The organism is Candidatus Edwardsbacteria bacterium (assembly GCA_018821925.1).
GTDB lineage: Bacteria > Edwardsbacteria > AC1 > AC1 > EtOH8 > UBA2226.
This window is the reverse complement of record JAHJLF010000069.1, coordinates 1-23,626: the sequence shown is the minus strand read 5'-3', so window position 1 is coordinate 23,626 and position 23,626 is coordinate 1. Positions and strand designations below refer to the sequence as shown.

The 23,626-nt window shown below is 53.7% G+C and carries 23 protein-coding genes; all 23 read right to left on the bottom strand.

The features are described from left to right. Position 1: 1 nt before the first annotated feature. Entirely contained in the window at positions 2 to 1,462 is a 1,461-nt protein-coding gene (locus KJ869_08365) for a Ni/Fe hydrogenase subunit alpha (protein ID MBU1577206.1), read from the bottom strand. Next, positions 1,459 to 2,430 carry an oxidoreductase gene (locus KJ869_08360; protein MBU1577205.1) on the bottom strand — a complete coding sequence of 324 codons (972 nt, stop codon included), beginning with the start codon at positions 2,428 to 2,430 and terminating at the stop codon, positions 1,459 to 1,461. The genes KJ869_08365 and KJ869_08360 overlap by 4 nt, the downstream gene beginning before the upstream one ends. Position 2,431: 1 nt before the next feature. Further along, on the bottom strand, positions 2,432 to 2,833 hold the full coding sequence (locus KJ869_08355; protein ID MBU1577204.1) for a hydrogenase iron-sulfur subunit: 402 nt from the start codon (positions 2,831 to 2,833) through the stop codon (positions 2,432 to 2,434). Beyond that, complete coding sequence (locus tag KJ869_08350) at positions 2,826 to 4,790, bottom strand: CoB--CoM heterodisulfide reductase iron-sulfur subunit A family protein (protein ID MBU1577203.1); 1,965 nt, start codon at positions 4,788 to 4,790, stop codon at positions 2,826 to 2,828. The genes KJ869_08355 and KJ869_08350 overlap by 8 nt, the downstream gene beginning before the upstream one ends. 76 nt (positions 4,791 to 4,866) lie before the next feature. Then, a complete protein-coding gene (locus KJ869_08345) occupies positions 4,867 to 6,537 on the bottom strand; it encodes an FAD-binding protein (protein MBU1577202.1) in 1,671 nt (556 codons plus the stop codon). An 11-nt stretch (positions 6,538 to 6,548) separates the two neighbouring features. Then, positions 6,549 to 7,277: a 4Fe-4S dicluster domain-containing protein gene (locus tag KJ869_08340; protein MBU1577201.1), complete on the bottom strand. Its 729-nt coding sequence runs from the start codon at positions 7,275 to 7,277 to the stop codon at positions 6,549 to 6,551. Between the two features lie 4 nt (positions 7,278 to 7,281). Beyond that, the gene (locus KJ869_08335; protein ID MBU1577200.1) at positions 7,282 to 8,697 is read right to left on the bottom strand and encodes a hypothetical protein; all 1,416 of its coding nucleotides are present in this window, start codon (positions 8,695 to 8,697) and stop codon (positions 7,282 to 7,284) included. 4 nt (positions 8,698 to 8,701) lie between these two features. Next, positions 8,702 to 9,592 (bottom strand): CoB--CoM heterodisulfide reductase iron-sulfur subunit B family protein, encoded by an 891-nt coding sequence (locus KJ869_08330; protein ID MBU1577199.1) that lies wholly within the window; start codon positions 9,590 to 9,592, stop codon positions 8,702 to 8,704. Between the two features lie 184 nt (positions 9,593 to 9,776). Further along, positions 9,777 to 10,226, bottom strand: a complete 450-nt coding sequence (locus tag KJ869_08325; GenBank protein MBU1577198.1) for a 4Fe-4S dicluster domain-containing protein — start codon at positions 10,224 to 10,226, stop codon at positions 9,777 to 9,779. Positions 10,227 to 10,416: 190 nt separating this feature from the next. Beyond that, positions 10,417 to 11,283 carry a succinate--CoA ligase subunit alpha gene (gene sucD / locus KJ869_08320; protein ID MBU1577197.1) on the bottom strand — a complete coding sequence of 289 codons (867 nt, stop codon included), beginning with the start codon at positions 11,281 to 11,283 and terminating at the stop codon, positions 10,417 to 10,419. 37 nt (positions 11,284 to 11,320) lie between these two features. After that, on the bottom strand, positions 11,321 to 11,893 hold the full coding sequence (locus tag KJ869_08315) for a hypothetical protein (protein MBU1577196.1): 573 nt from the start codon (positions 11,891 to 11,893) through the stop codon (positions 11,321 to 11,323). Beyond that, positions 11,890 to 13,050 (bottom strand): ADP-forming succinate--CoA ligase subunit beta, encoded by a 1,161-nt coding sequence (gene sucC / locus KJ869_08310; protein ID MBU1577195.1) that lies wholly within the window; start codon positions 13,048 to 13,050, stop codon positions 11,890 to 11,892. Before sucC ends, KJ869_08315 begins: the two co-directional genes overlap by 4 nt. Before the next feature lie 203 nt (positions 13,051 to 13,253). Continuing rightward, positions 13,254 to 13,814 carry a Fe-S-containing hydro-lyase gene (locus KJ869_08305; protein ID MBU1577194.1) on the bottom strand — a complete coding sequence of 187 codons (561 nt, stop codon included), beginning with the start codon at positions 13,812 to 13,814 and terminating at the stop codon, positions 13,254 to 13,256. 12 nt (positions 13,815 to 13,826) lie between these two features. Beyond that, entirely contained in the window at positions 13,827 to 14,672 is an 846-nt protein-coding gene (locus KJ869_08300; protein ID MBU1577193.1) for a fumarate hydratase, read from the bottom strand. A 146-nt stretch (positions 14,673 to 14,818) separates the two neighbouring features. Continuing rightward, positions 14,819 to 16,273: an NADP-dependent malic enzyme gene (locus KJ869_08295; protein ID MBU1577192.1), complete on the bottom strand. Its 1,455-nt coding sequence runs from the start codon at positions 16,271 to 16,273 to the stop codon at positions 14,819 to 14,821. A gap of 253 nt (positions 16,274 to 16,526) precedes the next feature. Then, the gene (locus KJ869_08290) at positions 16,527 to 17,441 is read right to left on the bottom strand and encodes a tetratricopeptide repeat protein (GenBank protein ID MBU1577191.1); all 915 of its coding nucleotides are present in this window, start codon (positions 17,439 to 17,441) and stop codon (positions 16,527 to 16,529) included. Positions 17,442 to 17,477: 36 nt separating this feature from the next. Continuing rightward, positions 17,478 to 18,440, bottom strand: coding sequence for a hydroxyacid dehydrogenase (locus KJ869_08285; protein MBU1577190.1), 963 nt, complete (start codon positions 18,438 to 18,440; stop codon positions 17,478 to 17,480). 343 nt (positions 18,441 to 18,783) lie between these two features. Further along, positions 18,784 to 19,800 (bottom strand): Jag N-terminal domain-containing protein, encoded by a 1,017-nt coding sequence (locus KJ869_08280; protein MBU1577189.1) that lies wholly within the window; start codon positions 19,798 to 19,800, stop codon positions 18,784 to 18,786. Between the two features lie 68 nt (positions 19,801 to 19,868). Further along, positions 19,869 to 21,461 (bottom strand): membrane protein insertase YidC, encoded by a 1,593-nt coding sequence (gene yidC / locus KJ869_08275; GenBank protein MBU1577188.1) that lies wholly within the window; start codon positions 21,459 to 21,461, stop codon positions 19,869 to 19,871. 2 nt (positions 21,462 to 21,463) lie between these two features. Continuing rightward, positions 21,464 to 21,706, bottom strand: coding sequence for a membrane protein insertion efficiency factor YidD (gene yidD, locus KJ869_08270; GenBank protein ID MBU1577187.1), 243 nt, complete (start codon positions 21,704 to 21,706; stop codon positions 21,464 to 21,466). Between the two features lie 15 nt (positions 21,707 to 21,721). Beyond that, complete coding sequence (gene rnpA, locus KJ869_08265; protein ID MBU1577186.1) at positions 21,722 to 22,072, bottom strand: ribonuclease P protein component; 351 nt, start codon at positions 22,070 to 22,072, stop codon at positions 21,722 to 21,724. Between the two features lie 26 nt (positions 22,073 to 22,098). After that, positions 22,099 to 22,266 (bottom strand): 50S ribosomal protein L34, encoded by a 168-nt coding sequence (rpmH, locus tag KJ869_08260; protein MBU1577185.1) that lies wholly within the window; start codon positions 22,264 to 22,266, stop codon positions 22,099 to 22,101. A gap of 187 nt (positions 22,267 to 22,453) precedes the next feature. Then, positions 22,454 to 23,626, bottom strand: a 1,173-nt coding sequence (locus KJ869_08255; protein MBU1577184.1) for a T9SS type A sorting domain-containing protein, incomplete at its 5' end; no start/stop codon positions are given.

The window sequence follows — 23,626 nt, the reverse complement described above, 5'->3', positions numbered from 1 at the left end:
GCTAATCGCGCCGCCACTCGTCGGCCAGGCTGCCGTCGGCATTATGGAGTTTCACGATCAGCGGCATCTCGCCCGGCAGGGTGTTGGTGGAACAGGCAAAGCAGGGATCGTAGGCCCGGAAGGCCATCTCCACTTTATTTAAAATTCCCTGGGTGACGTTGCCGTTCTTTATCAGTTTCTGGGCGGCGCTCTTGATGTCCAGGCACATGGCGGCGTTGTTGAAGACGGTGGCCACCACCAGGTTGACATCCGTCAGGATCCCATTGGAGTCGGTCTTATAGTGATGAATCAGGGTTCCCCGCGGAGCCTCCACTATCCCCACCCCTTCGCTGGGGGTCTCGGTGGGAATGGTCCTGACATCCGGGGAGGTTATTTCGGGATCCCGGATCAGCTCCAGCTGTCTCTCGGCCGAATACATCAACTCGATTATCCGGGCCCAGTGCATGGCCAGGGTATGATGCACCGGCTTGCCGCCCAGGGTCTGGAACATCTTCTGATATTCGGCATCGGCCAGCGGAGTGGCCATTCCCTCGGATACATTGAGCCGGGCCAGGGGGGCGGCCCGGACCACGCCGCTTTCTTTCCCGTCAATCAAACCCTTCCATCCCACATTCTTAAGAAAGGGGAATTTAAGATAGGTCCACGATTCCACGTGCTCCCGGACATGGTCCAGGTAATCCTGCTGGTCGAACTTGGCGAATTCCTTGCCGTCGGGATCCACGATCCTGATCTTGCCGTGATAGAAATTGGGGCGGTTGTTCTCATCCACCATGCCGATGTAATAGGTCTTCAGCATGTAGACGTCGCTCAGGATCAGATCTACGTATTCCTGGTTCTTGAGCACGATGTCCTCGAAGGCCTTCAGGGTGAATTTGGCGAACTCGATGGTGGAGATTATCCACTTCTCCATCTCGTCCCGCTCCTCTTTTTTAAGGGCCTTGCTCATGCCCCCCGGCAGGGCGCACACCGGATGGGTGGCCTTGCCGCCGATTATCTCCTGTATCTTCTGGGCATAGGCCCGATGCTTGATCACCTCGGTTCCCGCCTCCAGCCCCACTTTCTCGATCACCCCCAGGATGTTCCGCTTGGCCGGATCGGCCTCCGGGCCCACGATAAAATCCGGCGCGCCCAGGGCATAGAAATGGGCGATGTGGGAATGCACCACATGGGCGTTATAGAAAAGCTCCCTTAATTTTTTGGCCGCCGGGGTGGGATCGGCCTTATAAACATTGTCCACCGCCTTGGCCGAAGCCATATGATGGGCCCCGGGGCAGACGCCACACAGCCGGGTGGTTATCCGGGGCATCTCCTCCACCGGGCGGCCGATGCAGAACTGCTCGAATCCCCGGAGCTCGGGGATTTGAAAATAGGCATTCTCCACATTTCCCTGGTCGTTAAGAAAAATATCGATCTTCCCGTGGCCTTCCAGGCGGGTGATGGGATCTATGGTTATTCTCTTCATGGCTTTTCCCCCTTTGATCTGGTGGGACTTAAAATTGCGTTGGCGCCTCCAAAACGATAGAGTGTCCCGGTTGCATCTACCATGGAGTTGATTATTTTATCGGCCTTTTGTTCGTCATCGAACTTGACGATGCTGGCCAGGGCCGACAGCATTTTGGCCCCCTGGTCCTTGATGTCCTTGGCCGGGCCGAAGCAGCCCCGGCAGGGCATGTTGACCTTTATGCAGGCTGCCCCGCAGCCGCTGAGGGTGGCCGGGCCCATGCAGATCAGCCCCTGTTCCAGCAGGCATTTCTTGCCGTCGGGGATCACCTGGAAGGGCCGCTTGATCTCGGTAATCACCGGCTTCTCGGATTTCTCCAGAGGGCACTCGTCGCACAGGGTCTTCTCTCCGGCAATGGTGCTTCCCGCCGGGGGCAGTTTGCCGGTAACGATGGCCTCCACCGCAGTCATCAGCAGATCGGCTGGTGGCGGGCAGCCCGGGATGGTGTATTCCACCGCTACGATATCGCTCAGCTTATAGACGTTATTGTAGAACTCGGGAATGGTAAGCTCTCCTTCCGGCATTTTGGTGGAGGGCTGGGGGTATACTCCCTGGGGATTATCGGTGGAGACCGTGGTTTTATAGGCCTTCTCTAATATTTTTTCCCTGGTGGTGAAATTGGCCAGGGCCGGGATGCCGCCAAAGGCGGCGCAGGCCCCGTAGGCCACCATCACCTTTGATTTTTTCCTTAACAGTTTGGCCAGATGCTCGTTCTCCGAATTCCGGATGGCGCCGTTGAACAGGCAGACGTCCAGAAAGCCGTCGGCCATAGCTTCAACATCCTTGTATTTGAAATCCATGGCGATGGGCCAGAAATAGATATCGGCCGCCTCCACGATCTTGAGTAGCCGCTCATGGGTGTCTAATACGGAAACATCACAGCCCCCGCAGGTGGCCGCCCAGTATATGCCCAATTTTAATTTTGCCATCTTATTCTTTCCTCCTCGGTCCCATTGCTCTTAAATCTTCGGTAAAGGTGTTGATGACCTTCACCAGCTTGGCGCCCTCGGCCGCCGAGATCCATTCTATCCGAAGCCTCTGGGGATCTATGCCGAAATCGGGCAGTATTTTTTGCAGCATGGCTACCCGGTTATGGGTCAGCTGGTTTCCGGTAACATAATGACAGTCGCCGTAATGGCAACCGCCGATCAACACTCCGTCGGCCCCTTTTTTGAAGGCCTCCAGAATATGTTGGGGATCGATCCGACTGGAGCACATCGTTTTGAGGACCACTCCGTTGGACACATATTTCATCCGGCTGGTCCCGGCCAGGTCGGCTCCGGTGTAAGTGCACCACTTACAATAGAAGCAAATCATTTTCGGCTCAAACATTGCTCTCCTCCAATGCGGTGGATATCATTTCATAAAATTGCTGGTCGGAAAAATTGTTCTGCTGGGTGGCACCAGAGGCGCAGGCCGAAACGCAGGCTCCGCAACCCTCGCAAAGCACTTCATTGACCTTGGCCACTTTTTTCTCTTTATCGTACTCCCGGGCGCCGTAGGGGCAGGCCGGGACGCAGATCCGGCATCCCGAGCAAAGATCCTCGTTCACCTTGGCCACTATCGGCTCGTGCTCCAGGTACTTTCCGCTGAACAGGGACAACACCTTGGCGGCGGTGGCGCTGGCCTGGGCCACGGCCTCCGGAATATCCTTGGGGGCCTGGGCGGCGCCGGCCAGGAAAAATCCGCCGGTATTGCTTTCCACCGGACGAAGCTTGGGATGGGCTTCGCTGAAGAACCCGAATTCATCTACCGCCACTTTCAATTTCTGGGCCAGCTCCCTGGAATCGGACTGGGCGGTAATGGCCGAGGCCAGCACCACCAGATCGGCAGCTATCTCCACCTTTTTGCCCAACAGGGTATCCTCGCCGCAGACCATTACCTTGTCGCCGTCCTGATAGACCCGGGAAACCTTGCCCCGCAGATAGACCACCTTCTCCTCCTCGATGGCCTGCTGGACAAACTCCTCGTACTTCTTGCCTCCCGCCCGGATATCTATGTAAAAGACATAAGGCTGTCCGTCATGCACCTTGTGCTTGTAAAGTTTGGCGTGTTTGGCGGTATACATGCAGCAGATCTTGGAGCAATAGGGAAAGTATTTCTCCGGATCCCGCGAGCCGGCGCACTGGATGAAAACCACCTCCTTGGGGATCTTGCCGTCCGAGGGCCTTTTTACCTCTCCCTCGGTGGGCCCGGAGGCCGACAGCATCCTTTCGAACTGCAAACCATCTATCACATCGGGGATGGTGCCGTAACCGTACTCGGCGAATTTGCTGACCGGATGGACCTCGTATCCGGTGGCTATCACGATTGAGCCCACCTGTTCCTCGATCATCTCATCCTGCTGCTCGTAATTGATGGCTCCCACCGTGCATACCTTGGCGCATATCCCGCATTTGCCGGTTTGAAAATAGGTGCAGCTCTCCCGGTCGATCACCGGCTTATTGGGGACCGCCTGGGGGAAGGGGGTGTAGATGGCCTTCCTGGATGCCATCCCCCTCTCGAATTCGCTGGAATTGTTTTTGCTGGGGCATTTTTCTGAGCACAGCCCGCAGCCGGTGCATTTTTCCCGGTCCACATAGGCGGCCTTCTTTTTGATCCGAACCTTGAAATTTCCCACATAGCCCGAAACCTCCTCCACCTCGGAATAGGTGTAAAGGGTGATGTTGGGGTGCTTGCTGACGTCGACCATCTTGGGAGTCAGGATGCATTGGGAACAATCAAGGGTGGGAAAGGTTTCCGAAAGCTGGGCCATGTGGCCGCCGATCGAGGGCTGGCGTTCCACCAGAATAACCGGATATCCGCTGTTGGCGATATCCAGGGCCGCCTGGATCCCGGCCACCCCGCCGCCGATCACCAGGGCCTTTTTGGTGACATCCACCTTGATGGTCTCCAGGGGGCTATCTCCCCGGGCCTTCTCCACCATGGTCCGGACTATCTTGATGGCCTTAGCCGTGGCCAGGGCCTTATCGTCATGGACCCAGCTGCATTGTTCGCGGATGTTGGCGATCTCCACCTTGTAGGGATTGAGTCCGGCCCGCTCGGCCGCTTTTCGGAAGGTGATCTCATGCAGGGTGGGAGAGCAGGCGGCCACCACTATCCCGGTAAGCCCCTTCTCCTTGATGGCCTTGATCACCAGGTTCTGCCCGGGATCCGAACACATGTATTTATAATCCTCGGCATGGGCCACATCACGGTAAGTGGAGATGGCCGAAACGACTTTCTTGACATCCACCGTTCCGGCGATGTTGAGGCCACAGTGGCAGACAAAGACTCCGATTTTTTCCATTAAAGGCTCCTAGCTAATGGCTGAAATATTAAGGATCGCTGTCTAAATCCGTTTTTCACAATTGAGTGGTTTGTAATTACCGGATATTCCCCAGGTAGCAGGTGGTTATCTGGTTTTTCCGCACTTCGGGATTGCTGTAATCCGGCAGCAGCATGGGAGAGACCCTTTCTCCGCCGATGCCGGCAGCCTCCAGCTCCTTATGATATTTCTTGACATGTTCCAAGCTGAGCTTTCCGTCCTTGGCTGTTGTCTTGATATACTCGGCCGCAAACTGCCCGGCCCGACGGCCGAACACGCATACATCCAGCAGGGAGTTACCCATCAGCCGGTTCTCCCCGTGGATCCCCCCGGCCACCTCTCCGGCGGCATACAGCCCGGGCAACGAGGTTTCCGAGCGGGCGTTGATCTTCAATCCGCCGTTCTGGTAATGCAGGGTGGGATAGGTCAGCATCGGCTCCTTGGAGATGTCGATGTCGTGCCGCATGTAGAGCTTCCACTTGCCCACGAACTCCTTCTCCACCGTGCCCTTGCCCTTCAGGTCGTCGATCATGGGCGAATCCAGCCAGACCCCGACCTTTCCCGAGGGCGTGGCGACGCCTTTCTTACGCTCCTCGCATTCGCGGATGAAGGCTGCGGCCTCTACGTCACGGGGCTCGCGCTCGAACACGAACTGCTCGGCGTCGATATTTAGGATGTTGGCGCCCATGCCCCGGAATTTTTCGGTCAGCAGCAGGCCCTCAATCTGGTCGGGGAAGGAGACGCCGGTGGGATGAAACTGGACGGTATGCAGAAAATTCAACTCCACTCCGGCCCGGTAGCCCATCACCAGCCCGTCGCCGGTGGCCCCGTAATGGTTGGTGGTCATAAAATTCTGGATGTGGAGCCGGCCCGAGCCGCCGGTGGCCATGATCACCGCCTTGGCTTTGATGGTGAAGTATTCCTCGGTCTCGTGGTTATAGGCCACCACCCCGGCGCACTGGCCCTTATCGTTCAGGATCAGCTCCACCGCCGAGGTGAAGTCGATGCCTTTGATGTCTTCGGGGAAGTTGAGGGCCTCGTCCCGCAGGGTCCGCATGATCTCGGCCCCGGTAATGTCGGCCGCGTAATGCATCCGCTTGCGGCAGGTGCCGCCGCCGTGGATGGTCAGCAGCCGGCCGTCCGGGTATTTGGTGAACATGCAGCCCAGGGACTCCAGCCAGGCCAGGGTCTCGGGCGCGTCGCCCACCAGGGCCTCGGCCAGCTCCGGCACGTTCTTGAAATGGCCGCCGCCCAGCACGTCCAGATAGTGATAGTAGGGAGAGTCCTTGTGCAGTTTGGAAGAGGACTGGATCCCGCCCTCGGCCATCATGGTGTTGGCGTCGCCCACCCGCAGCTTGGTCAGAATCAGCACCTTGGCCCCGTGTTCCTTGGCCATGATGGCCGCGGCCACGCCGGCCCCGCCCCCGCCCACCACCAGCACGTCGGTGGTAAAGCGCGGGTTCAGGTCGACCTTGTCGGGGTTTACCCGGCTCTTGGCCTCCAGCTGATCCACTATCTCCGGGGAGATAGCGTAGCCCTTGTTGACTCCGACCCCGATGGGACGCTTGGAGGTTTTTTTGCAGTCCGGATGGAAGGCGTCCAGCACCGCTTGGCGTTCCTCCAGCGACATGGCCGGCATTTCCTGGCCCTCCTTCTTCCGGCGGACCCGCTCCGGCCTGGTGGCCTCGACCTTTTTGATCAACTGTTTCAGTTCAGGGGTATATGGCATCGCTCATCTCCTTATAAATAGTCGTTAGATTTCGGGGCCCATTCATCCGGCGTGTTGTCCGGCTCGGCTTCCCGGGCCTTATACAGTTCCTTCAGCTTGTTGACGTCAGCCTTCTTCAGCTGGTCCAGTCCCTCTTTGAACTTCCCCTCTCGAACCTGTTTGGCCTGTTTGGCCAGGTGCTCGGCCGGCGGCGCGATCTGCGAGCCGTACAGCCGCCGGGCCAGGATGGCCACGTTGGCGTGGGAGATCTCGGCCGGGCAGCGGCTGGAGCACAGCCCGCACATCACGCAGTCGAAAGAGAGCTCGGCCGCCTGCACGATATCGCCCCGGATGACCGCATTGATGTAATCCATCACTTCGATGGACATGGGACAGGACTTGGTGCAGGTGTTGCAGGACACGCACTTGAACACCTCCGGGTACAGGGTCTTGAAGGTGTCAACGGTGGCCTTGAGCTTGTCCAGGTCGTGGATGCCGCGCTTGGTGGGGAAGAACGGCAGGATGGCCAGGTACATGTTGGGCTGGACCATGGCCTGACAGGCCAGTCCCACCTCGATCTTGAAGCTGTCGGGCAGGCGAAAGGCCATGCCGCAGGCGCCGCAGATGCCGCCCCGGCAGCCGCAGCCCCGGGTCAGCTGATAGCCAGCGTACTCCATGGCCTTCATGACAGTTAGGGTGTCCGGCACCATGTACTGTTTGCCCATCACGTGGATGGGGATCAGGTTTACTTTGGCTTCCATACATTTACTCCTGCTTGAAAATTTCTTGCTCGGCGATTTTCATAAAATCGCTGTAATCTTGTTCGAAAAGAATTATCGAAGATGTACCAATATTATTCTTCACTGTCTTTTTATCTTGTGAGCGAATTATCCAATCAGAACCTTTATACTCTGTGCCGTCGCCTTTCAATAGTTTTATATCATTAAACTCCATCATATACCTAATAGATGGTATTGTATCCCAAATGTAGGTTACTTCACGGTTATCACCATAAGCTCTTAAATTTCTATCTACAACAGCCAACATACGCAGTCCAGTGCTGTCTAATGAACGTCTTTGAATGACAGGGAACATCTGCCTAAATACATGTAGTAATTTTTCTTGTCTTTTCTTCCCATTCTCGTCTCTAATATAACTGTTTTCATCAGGGACTTCAAATAAAGATGGATCTTTATAGGTAATATCCAATTGGATTTGTGAACCATCGTCAAGTATACGCACTAACTCCGCAGCATCACCCATAACCCATTTATGATAAATACCACTTTGATAATCAACAACAATTACTGCATCAATATCCTTAATCGAAAATACATTATCTCTTACTTTACCTATCGCAAAATTAGAACCAAAGGGCAGACCATGCATTGAATTTACTGAACCATCTATGGGATCAAGGATACAAACATACTTATATTTCTTTAGTTCATCTAGTTCAACTGCCGTCTTATGTTCAGAAACAAAATAAACATCAATACCACTTAACGCCTTTTCAAATTTATCAGCGACTTCATCATCCGTCATAGGATGTTGATCCCCAAGTCGGGGCAGATCACTTCGAGCTGTAGTGAATTTTACTTCCTCTAAAATCGTTTTTCTTATTTCTTTGATTTTATTAATGATCTTATTAACGATAGATATCAAATCGTCATTCTTTCGCATAACAGAATATAAATGTTTTTGCCCAAAATCAGTCAAATCAAATTCACCCTTATCTTCACTTATATAATTACTATCACCTGCAATCTGTGTTTTTACATCTTCGGAAATATATATGCTATTTGTGGGTGTTTGCTTTGATATTCTATCTGTTTGGTTTACAGGGCCTCCAAGAATATCAACTTTCGGTCGGCCATCATAAGTAACTTGTCCGTATGTAATACAAGAATGTAGATCATTATCAATACCAATAATCTTTTTCGCATAACACCATCTAGAATGTATCATTTTGGTTATATCATATGCATTATCGAACGTTTCAATTTTTAATAATACCGAATCACCTTTTGATTTAATATACTCTCCATCCCTTATCTCTAGAACTTTCTGTGTAATATCTTCAAGAATTCGCGAAGCCTGTGATGCCTTATTTGGGTCTTCCTCTGTTAATTGAGTATACTTTGAAATATCAACGAGCACAACAAAAGTACTAATAAACATTATTTTATTCCTCCTCTAGAATTTTTTTAGCCCTTAGCAGCGGCCGGGGATCGATATGATGCAGGTCGAATTTACAGACCTCCGCTCCCAATCCCAGTCCCAGGGCCAGCAGCTGGGTAAAATACAGGATGGGGAGATCATAGGTCTTGCCGGTTTTTTCCTGGATGTTCTTCTGGCGCTCATCCAGGTTGAAGAAGCACAGCGGACAGCTGGTGATTATGGCCTCGGCGCCGTTCTTTATGGCCGACGATATTATCCGCTCGGCCTTGTCGGCCACCACCTCCTGGTCCATCACGGTGTGGTAGGATCCGCAGCATTCGGTGAGACAGGGATCGTACACCGCCTGGGCGCCCAGGGAATTGATAAAATCGCTCATGATGGTCGGCATCTCCACATCATCGATAGCTGCGGCTTTGGGACGTGTGAGCAGGCAGCCATAGTACGGCGCCAGCTTAAGCCCTTTTAGCGGTTTGGAGGTTTTTTCCTTTATTTTATCGAAACCGATGTCGTTTTTAATTATCTCCAACAGATGCAGCACCTCTACTTTGCCCTTATACTCGGCATCCTTGTCCTTGATGAAGAAATTGATCTTCTCCAGCTTGTCCTTATCTTGCTGTACCATCAGATTGGACATTTTCAGGGTATGGTAGCACATGCTGCACAGGGTGGTTAGTTTATCCCGGCCCAATTCCTGGGTATGGATCAACAGCCTGATTGGAGCCACATGGTTGATCAGGTTGTCCGAGGCCAGGGAATAAACGGTGCCGCAACAGTTCCATCTGGGCAACTCCTCCAGCTCCCAGCCCAGGGCTTTCATCGATTCCCTGGCCGAAAGGTCAAAATTCTTTGCAGTGTTGCTAAGAGTACAGCCAGGATAATAGGATATCTTGTTCATGTTTTCTCCATTTCCATTAAACCTTAACCACAGAGGCCCAAAGACCCAGAGATAATTTATAAGATGACCCTTTTGATGCCCCGTTTCATCATGTCGGTGTTAAAGTATAGCTTGTTCAAGAATTTCATTGTGACGGAGTTTATCCCGATGAATAGAGGGACGCCTCTGTGGTATAAAACAAAAATCAGCTGGACTGCTTGCGCAGACAACTGATCAATGCGATTTGGGGAACCTCCTCCAATATCTCTTTCGGTATTTTATTGCCATCCACCCGGTCCAGCCTTTTTCTGACCAGCAGCTGGCGCACCGCCTCCATCACCTTGGCCAGGTCGATGCCCTTGGGACAGCGCACCCCGCAGGTGAAGCACGACAGGCAGGCCCAGATAGATTCGGAATTCTTCACCTTTTCGTACTCGCCCATCTGCAGCAGTTTCCAGATCTGGTTCGGGGCAATGTCCATCCGATCGTGCATGGGGCAGCCGGCCGAACAGGAGCCGCATTGCATGCAGCGGAATACTTTCTCCCCGCTGATCTCCTCGATCTTCAAAAAGACCTTGTCGCCGATCCTCTCTCCGCTGAGTTGCAGGGTATCGTTGGTCTCGACCGGGGAATAATTCAGAGGTATTTTGGCCATCATTATTCTCCAAATTTTATTTTTGCTAATAAAAAAAGGACTCAACAAACAAAATGCCGTTCATCAAAAGGTGATATTGAATCCCCTTCTATTATCCGAAATACCTTCGGTGTAACGTCCCTAACCAATTAAGTTTATCACATAATCTCAAAAAGTCAATAGATAATCTTTCCTTTGGACATAAGACTTATTATAACACGCTCTTCAGCGTCTTCCCCATCTCGGCCGGGCTTTTGGCCACCTTTATTCCGCAGGATTTCAGGACCTTGACCTTCTCCTGGTAGGTTCCCTTTCCCCCGGAGATGATGGCTCCGGCATGCCCCATCCGCTTCCCTGCGGGGGCGGTGGCCCCGGCGATGAAAGCCGCCACCGGCTTGTCGAAATTATTCTTTATCCACCGGGCGGTCTCCTCCTCCATGGACCCGCCGATCTCGCCGATCATCAGCACCGCCTTGGTCTGGCGGTCCTTCTTGAACAGTTCAAAGGCGTCGATGAAAGTGGTGCCTATCACCGGGTCCCCGCCGATCCCAAGGCAGGTCGACTGCCCGATACCCATCTGGGTCAGCTGGTTGACGGCCTCATAGGTCAGAGTTCCGCTTCGGGAGATCACTCCCACCCCGCCCTTCTTATGTATGGAGGCCGGCATGATCCCGGCTTTGGCCAGGCCGGGGGAGATGACCCCGGGGCAGTTCGGGCCTATCAGCCTGGTTTTCTTTCCCATCAAATAACGTTTGACGAACAGCATATCGTTGACCGGAACGCCCTCGGTGATGCAGATCACCAACTCCAGCTCGGCGTCGATGGCCTCGATCAGGGCATCCTTGCAGAAATTAGCCGGAACGAAGATCATCGAGGCGTTGGCCCCGCCCTTTTCCCTGGCCTGGGCTACGGTGTCGAACACCGGGAAGCCCTCATGAACGGTCCCCCCTTTTCCGGGCACCACGCCGCCCACCACCTTGGTTCCGTATTCGGCCGATTTCAGGGTGTGGAACGTGCCGTGCTGGCCGGTGAAGCCCTGGCATATCAAACGGGTGTCCTTATCGACTAGGATCGCCATGGAAACTCCTTCAACAATTTGATTTCTCGATCAATGCTTATTCTGTCCAGGTCAATTCGTATGCGGCCTTCAGCGTGCCGTTTTGGAGCAGCTCTTTCCCCGAGGGCATCATCTTTACGTTCTTGCCCCCGGCCATTTCTATTGCCTTCTTGGAATAGCCGTAACAGGCGGGTTCCAGCCAGCCCTGGAATATTTCGGGAAGCTGGAACTGGATGACGGCATGCCCCTTCTCGGCCATCGGCACGGTGACCGTCCCGGTGTTAAAAAAGCGCGCCCACAGCTTGGGAAAGTTCTTAAGCACCAGCGCCGGTTGGGCGAACTTGAAAAAGAAGCGGTACACCGAGCTCAGGCTGCGGTCGGCGATATACCCGTAAAGCGTGGCCGTGGCCTCGTTACTGGCGGCTCCCGTCGTTTCCGACCAAGCCTTGATCATGTCCCTGAAGGCCTGAAACGGAAAATCATCGGAGATAAGGAGTGTGCCTCTCCAAACCTGCTCATACTCTGGCGGTAAACGCTTCAGCACAGCGTCCCAGATTTGCTCGCCGTTGGTTTTAATCACATACTCCTTGGCAAAAACAAAGCTCGGTCCCCTGGCATATTTCTCATTCATGCCGATTCCTTTACGATCCGTTGGGCCGCCTCGCTTAGGGACGATGCCGGGATGATCTTCAGGCCCGACTCGGACAGGATCCGCTTGCCCTGCCCCACATTGGTGCCGTCCAGCCGGGCTACTATCGGCACCTTCACCCCCAGGCTCCTGGAGGCCGAGACGATACCCTCGGCGATCACGTCACATTTCATGATCCCGCCGAAGATGTTCACCAGGATCCCTTTTACATTGGGGTCGCTCAAAATGATCTTGAATGCCTCGGTCACCTTTTCGGCGGTGGCGCTGCCGCCCACATCCAGGAAATTGGCCGGACTGCCGCCGTGAAACTTGACGATGTCCATGGTGGCCATGGCCAGCCCGGCCCCGTTGACCAGGCAGCCGATGGTGCCGTCCAGCTTGATGTAGCTCAGGTCGTATTTCGAGGCCTGGACCTCGTTGGGATCCTCCTGGTCAACATCGCGCAGTTCCATGATATCGGGGTGACGGCCCAGGCCGTTGTCATCAAAATTGACCTTGGCATCTATGGCCAGCAGTTTGCCCCCTTTGGTCTTCACCAGCGGATTGATCTCCACCAGCGAGGCGTCCTTCTCAGTAAAGAGATTGAACAACCCCTTCATGATGCCGGTCAACTGCTTGGCCAGGTCCCCGGAGAATCCTAGTTTTCCGGCCATCTCCAGGCCATGGAAATTCTTAAACCCGCTGAAAGGATCGATGTAAATTTTGACGATGCTGCCGGGGTTTTCCTGGGCCACTTTTTCTATCTCCATCCCGCCTTCGGTGGAAGCCACAAAGACGTACTTATGAACCGCCCGGTCTATCAGCAGGCTGATATAATATTCCTTGTCTATGTCCACCGCTTCTGTGATCAGCAGCCTGCTAACCAGCCTGCCTTGTGGACCGGTCTGGTTGGTCACCAGGGTTATCCCCAGAATATTCCCGGCCTGCTCCAGGGTTTCCTCTTTGCTTCGGGCCAGCTTCACCCCGCCGCCCTTTCCCCGCCCCCCGGAGTGTATCTGGGCCTTGACCACATAGCCGGGGCCCGGAAGCTCGTTTAGTTTTCTCCCGATCTCTTCGAGCGACTGCACCATGAACCCCCGGTCCACCGGAACGCCGTAGCTTTTCAGCAATTCCTTGGCTTGATATTCGTGGACATTCATCTAACCTGCTCCCAATGTTATACGGATAATTTTTGTCATTTTTCAGCCATGCCGAATCTGGGAAAATTCATGCCGAGCTGGATCAGGCTTCAACCAGCTCAGCATGTTTTCCTGTTGTTGAGACAAAGACCGGGGGGGGGGTAGTCTCTGCTCTTAACCCAGTCCTTAAGGGCTGGGTTAAGAACGCCTATTCAGAATGCACCTCAGGCTTTTTTGAATTTTTTGGGGCCTTCCTTATACAGATCGTTCCCCTCCGAATCGGTGGCCACAATGGCCGGAAAGTCCTCCACCTCGTATTTGCATACCGCCTCGGGTCCCAGCTCCTCGTAAAGGATGGGGGTGGATTTCTTGATGGACTTGGAGATCAGGGCGGCGGCCCCTCCGATGGCGGCGAAATACACCGCTCCCTTTTCCTTCATGGCCTTGATGACCTCTTCGCCGCGCTCGCCCTTGCCGATCATGCCCCGCAGCCCGCCCTTATGGATCATGGCCGGGGAATAGGCGTCCATTCTATAGCTGGTGGTGGGGCCGGCGCTGCCGATGGCCTTTCCCGGTTTGGCCGGCGAGGGCCCCACATAGTAAATGATCTCGCCCTTCAGATCAACCGGCAGCTTGCCGTCCTTCTCCAGAGCCTCGCACAGCCTTTTATGGGCGGCATCCCTTCCGGTATAGATGGTTCCGGTGATCAGTACCTCATCGCCCATTTTAAGCGACCGGGCGGTCTCCTCGCTGAGGGGGGTGGTTATTTTTTTGGGATTTGCCATATTGCATTTCTCCTATAATACGCGATGGGCATGCCGATGGGCATGACAGTTGACATTTACCGCTACCGGCAATGAAGCCAGATGGCAGGGGTGATGTTCGACATGGATGGCAAAGGAGGTGATATTCCCCCCCAGTCCCTGGGGGCCGACCCCGGAATTGTTGATCCTTTGCAGGATCTTCTTTTCAAGTTGATCGTATCGTTCATCCTGGTTGGGAGCATTCAGCGGCCACAGCAGGGCTTTCTTGGCCAAGAACGCCACCTTCTCAAAGGTGCCGCCGATGCCCACCCCAACCACCGTCGGCGGGCAGGGATTTCCCCCGGCCTTGACGATGGTGTCCACCACGAAATCAATCACTCCTTTTTCCCCGGCCGATGGCGGCAGCATAGCCAACCGGCTCATGTTCTCGGCCCCGCCGCCCTTGGGGGCCATGGTTATGTCCAGCTTATCCCCGGCCACGATGTCCAGATGGATGATGGCCGGAGTGTTATCCCCGGTGTTCTTCCGGGCGAACAGGGGGTCGTCCAGGGATGATTTTCTGAGATAGCCATCCTTGTACCCCTGCCGCACCCCCTCGTTGATGGCATCCTTGAGCAACCCACCTTCAACCTTGACATCCTGGCCGATATTTATGAAGAACACCGACAGGCCGGTATCCTGGCAGATGGGCACCCGTTCATCCTTGGCTATCTGGGCATTCTTCAGGCACTGCTCCAGAATGGATTTCCCCAGGGGCGATTCCTCCTGGGCCACCGCCTTCTTAAAACCGTCGACCACGTCCTGGGGCAGGTCGTAGTTGGCCTCCAGGCACATCTCCTTGACCGCGTCCACTATCTTTTTGTATTCGATGGTCCGCATTATATTTCTCCTTATAACAATTTATCCTTGCCACAGAGGCACAAAGACACTGAGTTTTTTCTTTGATGGTCCTAAATTATTAGACGGCTGGGCACTCGAACAAGTATTCGAATTTTCTCTGCGCCTCGGTGTCTCTGTAGTAAAGGTTATTTTATCTGGGCGATAGCCCGCTTGACCGCCGCCTCCAGCATTTCCACCGGCGGTTTCTTGATCAGGCCCAGCTCCATCATCCTGTCGGTTATCTCCCGGGCCTCTTTGATATCAGTTTCGGCCTTGGCGAAGGCCTCTTCGGCGGTCATCTTTACCCGGGCCACCCCGTCCTTGATGGCCTGCATGGCCACATCGCGGGCCTCGGTGGGAAATACCTCGGCGTCGCTCATCTTGGGGATGATGTTGTCCGGCGACAGCACTTTCTTCTCGGCGTAATCGGCCAGCGAGTGGGCGGCGGCGATGGCCATGTTGTCGGTGATCTTCTTGGCCCGCACCATCAGCGCCCCCTTCAGGATGCCGGGAAAGCCCAGGGAATTGTTGACCTGGTTGGGGAAGTCGCCCCGCCCGGTGGCCACGATGTAGGCCCCGGCCTCTTTGGCGGCGTAGGGATATATCTCCGGCACCGGGTTGGCGCAGACGAAGACGATGGATTTTGGGGCCATGGATTTTATCCATTCCGGCTTGATGACATCGGGGCCGGGGGTGGACAGGGATATCAGCACGTCGGCCCCCTTGATGGCCTCCTCCATGGTCTTGATATTTTTGGGATTGGTCTTCTGGCAGATCTCCCACTTGCGGTAATGGGCCGGGTTGTTCTTGATGTCCTCGCGGAATGAGCCCAGGGTGCCCTTGGTGTCGAACATGATCATGTTCTTGGCGTCGCCGCCGTCGGTCTCGATCAGGCGGAAGATGGTGGTGTTGGAGGCCCCGGCGCCGTAGAATACTATCTTGACCTCGGACATATTCTTTCCCACTATCTTCAGGGCGTTGATCAATCCGGCCAGGGTAACGCAGCCGGTTCCCTGGGCGTCGTCGTGCCACACCGGAATGTTGCATTCCTCGCGCAGGGTGTCCAGCACTTTGTAGCAGTTGGGCTGTGAGATATCCTCCAGGTTGATGGCCCCAAAGCTGGGCTCGGCCATCTTTACAAAATCTATTATCTTTTGGGCATCGTGTTCGCCCTTGCTATTGCGGCTGTCCATGCACAGAGCCACCCCGTCGCAGCCGCCCAGATACTTCATTAAAAAGGCCTTGCCCTCCATCACCCCCAGGCCGCCGGGAGGGGTACAGTCGCCGTCGCCCAGCACCCGGGTGGAGTCGGAGACCACCGCCACCGTGTTGCCGCGGTTGGTAAGTTCGAACGAGGCGTCATTGTTGTCCCTGATGGTGGTGGAGATCTTTGATACGCCCGGCGTGTACCAGATGTTGAACCAGTTGAAACCGTAGACCCCGGCCTTGGGCACGGTGATCATCTTGCCGCCGTAATATTTATGAAGATCATAAGCCAGCTCTTTAAGCAGAACCGTTTTCCCCTTGGCCAACTGTTCCTGGGTAAAACCCTCCGGAAACAATTCTTCCAGATTTTTCAGGGTCAAATCAAAATTCGCCATAACCCGACTTCCTTTCATATTTAATAGCTTCGGTATTTGGTTATATTATATTAAAACATAAATCTACCGGTCTTGTAAAGAAAAAAAACCTCTCCATCAGCGATGGTGAAGAGGTTTGTTAAATTCATATATTTCCAGGACACTTATTGTCTGCTGCCGGACACAAAAGGCTCATCTGTATGACCGTGGTCTCATGGTCGCACAGCAGCTGCCGGGCTTGATATTCGTGAATGTTCATGTTTTCTGTTAGATATTATTGTTTCTTTTTAAGTTCTTCAATCTGCTGTTTTGCATATTCTTTTGATTGACCATCACCATATTTCATGGTTTTTTCATAATATTTAATTGCATTTCTACTATCACCTTTTCGTTTATACACCTGAGCGATATTGTTTAGAATTATGGGGTCTTTAGGCGCTAATTTTTCTGCCTTGAAAAGCATATTTAAACCTTGTTCATATTGCTTCTTCAAAAGATGTACAATTGCAACATTTGACATACTCTCAACATGGTCTGGATAATGTTTAAGCACAGTTTCGGAAATTTGCTTCATGTTTTCAAGTAATGCATCTTCCTCTGTATTATATAATTGATTGACATAGTCTTGAACGGCGTTTAACATGAATTTCTTTGGTTCTTCTAACGGCTTATTATCAGACCAAGTCCATCCATTATTGATAACAGTGGAATATTTAATTGTTTTTATGATATCTTTAGTAAAGTTATCATAATCTTTGATTTGACCATACATATAAATCTTACCAAATCTCATATCCAACCTATTCGGATATTTAAGTATCCCCTTATCAATATATGCAATTCCCTTATTTAATATTTCAGGTTCATAATATATATCACCGTACATATAGCCAACAGGCTCTTTCTTAGTGCTGTCTTTGTCAAGCAATTTCAGATATTTCTCGCCTTTTGGTTGTGTCCCCAACTCCACAACTTCTTTTCTGCTTTTATTCGCATAATAATTAAAGTAGGCTACATATAATTCCGGGTCATTGGGATGCTGTTGTTCCCACCTTTTAAGCAATGCTTGTTGTCCGGAATCATCTTTTTTTGAAAGCAATTCATTGAATTGTTCTTTTAGTGTCTGCCCGATAGCATTGATAAATAATAGACATAACGCTAAAGAGATGTAAGATATTTTTCTGTACATTTTCATGCCTTTCATACTTAATATCTAATGGTTAAATCACGCCACCCGGTTGGTTCCTATCCCATTCTCAAAATCCGCAATATTCCTGAAAGTCACTTCCAACTTCCGCAACAGCGCCTCATCGGTCTTATAACCCAAATGCGGCGTTAGCACTGTGTTCTGCGCGGTCAGCAGGGGGTTGTCCTTAGCCGGCGGCTCGCTTCCGAACACATCCAGCCCGGCGCCCGCCAGTTCATTTTTATTGAGCGCCTTGGCCAAAGCCGCCTCGTCAATCAACCCGCCCCGGGCGGTGTTGATCAGATAGGCGGATGGTTTCATCTTGGCTATCCGCTCCGCGTTCATGATATGCTTTGTCTCGGCATTGAGCGCCAGGTGCAGAGAAACTATGTCCGAGTTCTTCAGCAGATCGTCCAGGCCGCAATAGGTCCCGCCCAGTTTTATGAATTCCTCTTTTTTGGCCCGGTTGTAGCCCAGCACTTTGCAGCCGAAGGCGGCGAACAGCCTGGCCGCGGCCCTCCCGGTGGCCCCGGTGCCGACTATCCCCACGGTCTTTCCCTTAAGCTCCGTGCCATTCGGGAAAGCATAGAACTTCTCCTCGGTCTGGCGAGCGTGGGAGTCGCCCTTAGGTATATTGCGAAGAAGAGACAAGGCCAGACCCAGCGCCAGCTCGGCCACCGAATCAGTGGAATATCCCGGCGTGTTGTAGACCGCAATTCCCTTCTCCCGACAGGCCGCCAGGTCCACGTGGTCATACCCGGTGAAGGAAATGGAGATCATGGACAGCGCGCAGTTACGAATGGTCTGGCCGTCTATCGGCAGGCTGCCGGTGATCAGGTACTTGGCATTGCCCACCAGATCGGCCAGCGCTTTTCCCTCGGCCAATTCGGAGCCCTTCCAGACCAGGGAATGTCCGGGCAGTATCTCGGCAAAGCGTTGCTGCACCAGTTCCCGGGGCACGCCCAGGGTTTGGATCAGTATGACTTCTGAAGGTTTATTCATTGTTTGAGTAGAATAATAATGGGGGCGGTTAATAGATTGCATTTATCCGGCGTAATGTCGACAATAATGTATCAGCGCAACTTCTTGTCATACCAGCGAAAGCAGGTATCCAGAAGGCTTACACTGGATTCCCGCCGGAGTTTATGCTGAATGCAATGAAGTGCGGGAATGACAAACGAACGCAATCAGACAATATCATATGCAATCAATACCCCGCTCTGGTTAATAACATCTTATTTAGGTATCTGTTTAAATAAAAACCTCTCCATATATATGATGAAGAGGTTTTTATGAATCTACATAAAGGACACAGCCTTTTTATCTTCTGCCCTTGACATTGTTTTTATCTTCCGCCTTTGGTCTTTTTACCGCGGGGCACGAATGGTTCCGACGGGCGACTGGCCATGCCGCTGGCAACGGTGGTGCTTCTTAAGGCATTCTCGTTCTTGGCTGCCGTCTGAGGTCTGGGCCCCTTGGGGCTTTTGCTCCTCGATTTGAAATCATTCGCCGGCTTGGGAGCCGGCCTCTCCCTGGCGGGCTGGGGCTTTGGCGGAACGGGTCTTACCTGAGGCTGCACTTTGCCGGCGGGCTGGGGCTTCGGCGGAGCGGGCCTGGCCTGCGGCTGTCCTTTGCCGGCCGGCCGGGGCTGCGGTAACTTGCCTTTTGGGGATCCCCTGAATTTTCCCCTGTCTCCGGATTCGTGACGGGGGGTTATCGGGGCTCCCCTCTGGCCGGGTTTATCTCCCGGCAAACGCGGGGCGATTATCACCCGGCGGAAGTCGGCGTTGCCCACCGCGAAGGTCTTGACATCGGGGCTGTTTTCCAGGGTCTTGTGGACGATCTTTCTCTGGTGCGGCGGCATCGGCTCCATCTTGTGCTCCTGGCCGCTCTCCTTGACCTTGGCCGCCAGCTGCAAAGCGCGGGATTTCAGGTCGTCGTTCTGCTTCTCCCTAAAGCCCCCGATATCCAGCCGGACCTCGTATTCCGAATCACGGTAGATCTTGTTAATCAGATATTCCATGGCGGAGATGGCCGCCCCCTGGTTGGACTTAAGGTATTTTTCGCCCTCGAAGGAATCAATTGTGGCCACCAGGATGTTCCCCTCCTCGTGGAAGGAACTGACCATGCCCGGGATTTCCATCTTCTCCAGGATGCTCTCCACCAGACGCTTGACTCTGGGCTGGGGAAGTACTTTAAGCCGGACCTTGGCCGGCTTGCCCCCGAATATCCCCAGAAATCCGGCGGTGCCCAGGCTGACTATCTCAATCTCCACGTCCTCCCGCTGGATCCCCATTTGGGCCAGGCCCTTATCGATGGCCTGTTCGACGGTCTTGGCTTCTTTTTCTATGAATACGCTCATTTGGTTCTCTTTTGATTTGGTTCTTAATTTAAAAGTGATGTCTGTCCAGCCTTTTGATGAACGGCGGATCAGTCCTCGATCGGTTTGTGGCGGAGATGGATGATGTACTGCTCGCCGATGGAGAGGATGTTGTATATCAGCCAGTAGAGGTTAAGTCCGGCCGGCAAGCTGCTGAAGATGAACACCATGAACGGCGGCATCATATAGATCATGAATTTCTGCTTGGGATCCACCGTGGTCATCTTCTGCTGGAAGAACATGGCTATTCCCATCAGGGCCGGCAGCACATAATAGGGATCCTTGATGGCCAGATCGTTGATCCAGAAGATGAATGGGGCCTGGCGCAGTTCGATGGTGTTGGCCAGCACGCTGTACAGGGCAAAGAATACCGGCATCTGGAGAAGCAGGGGCAGGCAGCCGCCCAGCGGATTGACCCCGTGCTTTTTATAAAGGGCCATGGTCTCCTGGTTCAATTTGCCGGGATCCTTCTTGTGCTGCTCCTGGATCTTCTTCATCTTGGGCTGGAGCTGCTGCATGTGCTTCATGGATTTCATGCCCTTGTAGGACAGCGGAAAGAAAGCTACCTTGATGATGACCGAGAACAGGATGATCACCAATCCGTAGTTGGGGATGAAGCTGTGCAGGAACAGCAGCAGCCATAATATCCCCCGGGTTACCGGCTGCAAAGGCTTCCACCCGGTATCGGCCACCTTGTCAAGCTGGGGAAAAACACCGGATAGCATCTGGTGGTGGATCGGCCCCAAGTATATCGCTATGCTGTCATATCCCTGTGGTTCCGCCTTTAACGAAAGCCGGCTGGATATCCGGCCTTCATTGATCCCCTGCTTGACCGCAGCCGCCGTCTTGTTTATCGGGACCATTGCCGCTAGGAAATATTTGGTGCGCACCCCGCTGAATATGATATCCCCTTCTATCTCGACCAGGTCCGGCTTGGCCAGTTTTCCCGCCTTGTCGCTAGCCAGCTCCTTACCCAGCATAGAGATCGCGGCATACTCGTTCTCGTCTATCTTCTGGTCTTTCTCGGTAAAATTGAGGCCGCAATTCCAAGAGAGGTTGTAGCGCGGGCCCAGGGCGACTCCGTCCGGGTTTTCTATGGAGATGTTAAGGGCCAGGCCGGGGCCTTTGTCCAGCAGCGCATAGCGCTTGGTAACGATCAGGCCGTTGGCCAGCTTGGTCTGGTAGGTCACCGATCTGGCGGTCTCCTCGTCCACGGTGAATCCATACTGGGAAAGGTCCACCGGAACGCCGTTGGCGGTAAGATCTATGGTCAGGGCCTGGCCGTTTTCGGGAATGAACTGGACCACCTTGCCGTCCGGCAGTTTGTATCTCTTAAGAGAGTACTCCACCAGACAGGCTCCCTGATTGCTGAACACTGCCCTAAAATCCTTGGTCTCTAAGGTTGACTGGGTCACCGGGATCTGCGGGGCGGCTCCCTTGACTGCGTTTCTTTTTTGGGGTTGAGCAGCTATCAAGGCTTCCTGCTGTCCGGCGGTGCTTTCCGCCTCCGGCACGGCGGCCACAGGCTGTTGTTCCTGCGATTGCTGGACCGGGGCTTGGCCCTTGGGGCTTAAATACTGGAAGGCCACGAATACCCCCAGGATCATGATCAACGCGATAAATGTTCTTTTGTTGGAATCCATTACTAAATATTCTTCCCTTCTTTTGTTTTGAGGCCGGGGACCGGGTCATAACCGCCGGCATGAAACGGATGGCAGCGCAGCACCCGGCGAACAGCCAGCCACAGCCCGCGCCACGGCCCGTGGCTCTTAAGGGCCCCCATGGCATAGACCGAGCAGGAGGGGCTGTACCGGCAGGAATTTGGCAATAGCAGACCCACCGTCATCCGGTAGAGTTGGATAACGGATACCAATATGGCTGTCAGCAACCCTCTCAGCATGTTTTACTGATCCTCCGGTTCGATCTTTCCCCGTTTGATAAGTTCGGCCATCGCCTCCCGCACCCTGATGTATTCAATTATCTGATTTGCGGAGAATACCAGATCGTAGCCCGGCTTCAGCCGGTTCTTGATCCTGCGGTATGCTTCGCGCATCCTGCGTTTCATCAGGTTCCGGGACACCGCCTTTCCCAGCTTTTTCCTTACGATAAAACCGGCCCTGGTGCCGGGCGCCCCTTTCCTTTCCCTGAAGGTCAGGGAGATCCCGTCTTGGCCCAGGCGGGTGCCGGTCTTCAGCGCTTCGGTAATGTCCTGCGATCTCCGCAGCCGTTCATCCTTTTTGAATGTCTGGTCCATTACCGTCAACTGCCGCTCTCCGGCTCTTAGGTGTGCTTCAGGCTGACTTTTTCGTCGGACACCGTCAGCTTATGACGGCCCTTGGCCCGCCGGCGGGCCAGTATCTTCCGGCCGTCAGCCGTTTCCATCCGTTTGCGAAAACCATGCTTCCTGGCCCTCTTCACCTGGCTTGGCTGGTAGGTTCTCTTGGTCATTTAATCCTCCTGTTTGATTATCCAATGTTGGTAGATGTATTTACAAATTAACGTATTATGATAGCTTAAAACAGCCCCAAAGTCAAGAATTTTTAAGCGTTTGTGAGCTGTTTTGAGCCCGGGCATCGCTGATAGATGATCAGAACGGGCCGCCCCCTTGGGGCGGCCCGTTGCGGATATTAGATATTTACCTGACTATCATCAGCTTCTTGGTAGAGCTGAACTCCCCGGTCTGCAAGCGATAGAAGTACACCCCGGCCGACACGCCGATAGCGTTCCATTGCACCGTATGATATCCGGCCGGCTGTATCCCCTGAACCAGGGTCTTAACCCTCTGACCGGCCACGTTGTATATTTCCACCTTGACTGCCGTGGATTTGGAAAGTTGATACCTGATGGTTGTCCGATCCTTCATGGGATTGGGCCAGTTCTGTTCCAGCCGTAAGACCAGAGGCTTTCCGCCATCAGCCGGCTGGCCACCCACCCCATAATAGGCGGTTGAATCTATCCGGTACACCGGATAGACCAGCATGTTCCCGGCGAATGGCGTGCCCAAACCCAGGTTGTTGCTGGTGGCGGCCTGCATCTCCAGCGGGACGAAGGTGACGAAGTTCTCCCCCCAGATCAGCGAGTCACCCCAGTTGAAGTTAAACCCTATGGAATCCGATGAGGTGCTGTCGAACGGGCCCGCCGACCATTGCCAGGAATTGGGGCAGGGCAAGCAGTCGTTGATGACACCCATCATATCGGTTTTACCGGCAGGCCAGCGGTTGACGGCCTTGCCAGCCAAGGTCGGCTGGGACAGATAGGTGCTGTTGTTTGCCAACGGATTAATCACCGCCCGCACCCCGGTATCGTAAACAGGGGCCTCGTCTATCACCGTTACGTTAGCGCTGCTGCCATTCGCCACGTAGATCTTGTTGGTTACCGGATTCACCGCTACGGCATGGGAACTATCTCCCGCCGCCACGGAAGCGGTGGTATTGGTGGCTCCGTCTATCACCGTGACATTGGCACTGTAGACATTCGGCACGAAGATCTTGTTGGTTACCGGGTTGCAAGACACGGCATAGGGAGCGGTCCCCGCCGCTACGATAATGGTGTCATTGGTGACCCCGTCGATTACCGTTACGTTGTTGCTGCTTCGATTGGCCACGTAAATCTTGTTGGTTACCGGGTTCACAGCCACGGCATTGGGAGCGTTCCCCGCCGCCACGGTGGTGGTGCCATTGGTGGCCCCGTCTATCACCGTGACGTTGTTGCTGCTTCGATTGGCCACGTAAATCTTGTTGGTTACCGGGTTCACAGCCACGGCATTGGGAGCGTTCCCCGCCGCCACGGTGGTGGTGCCATTGGTGGC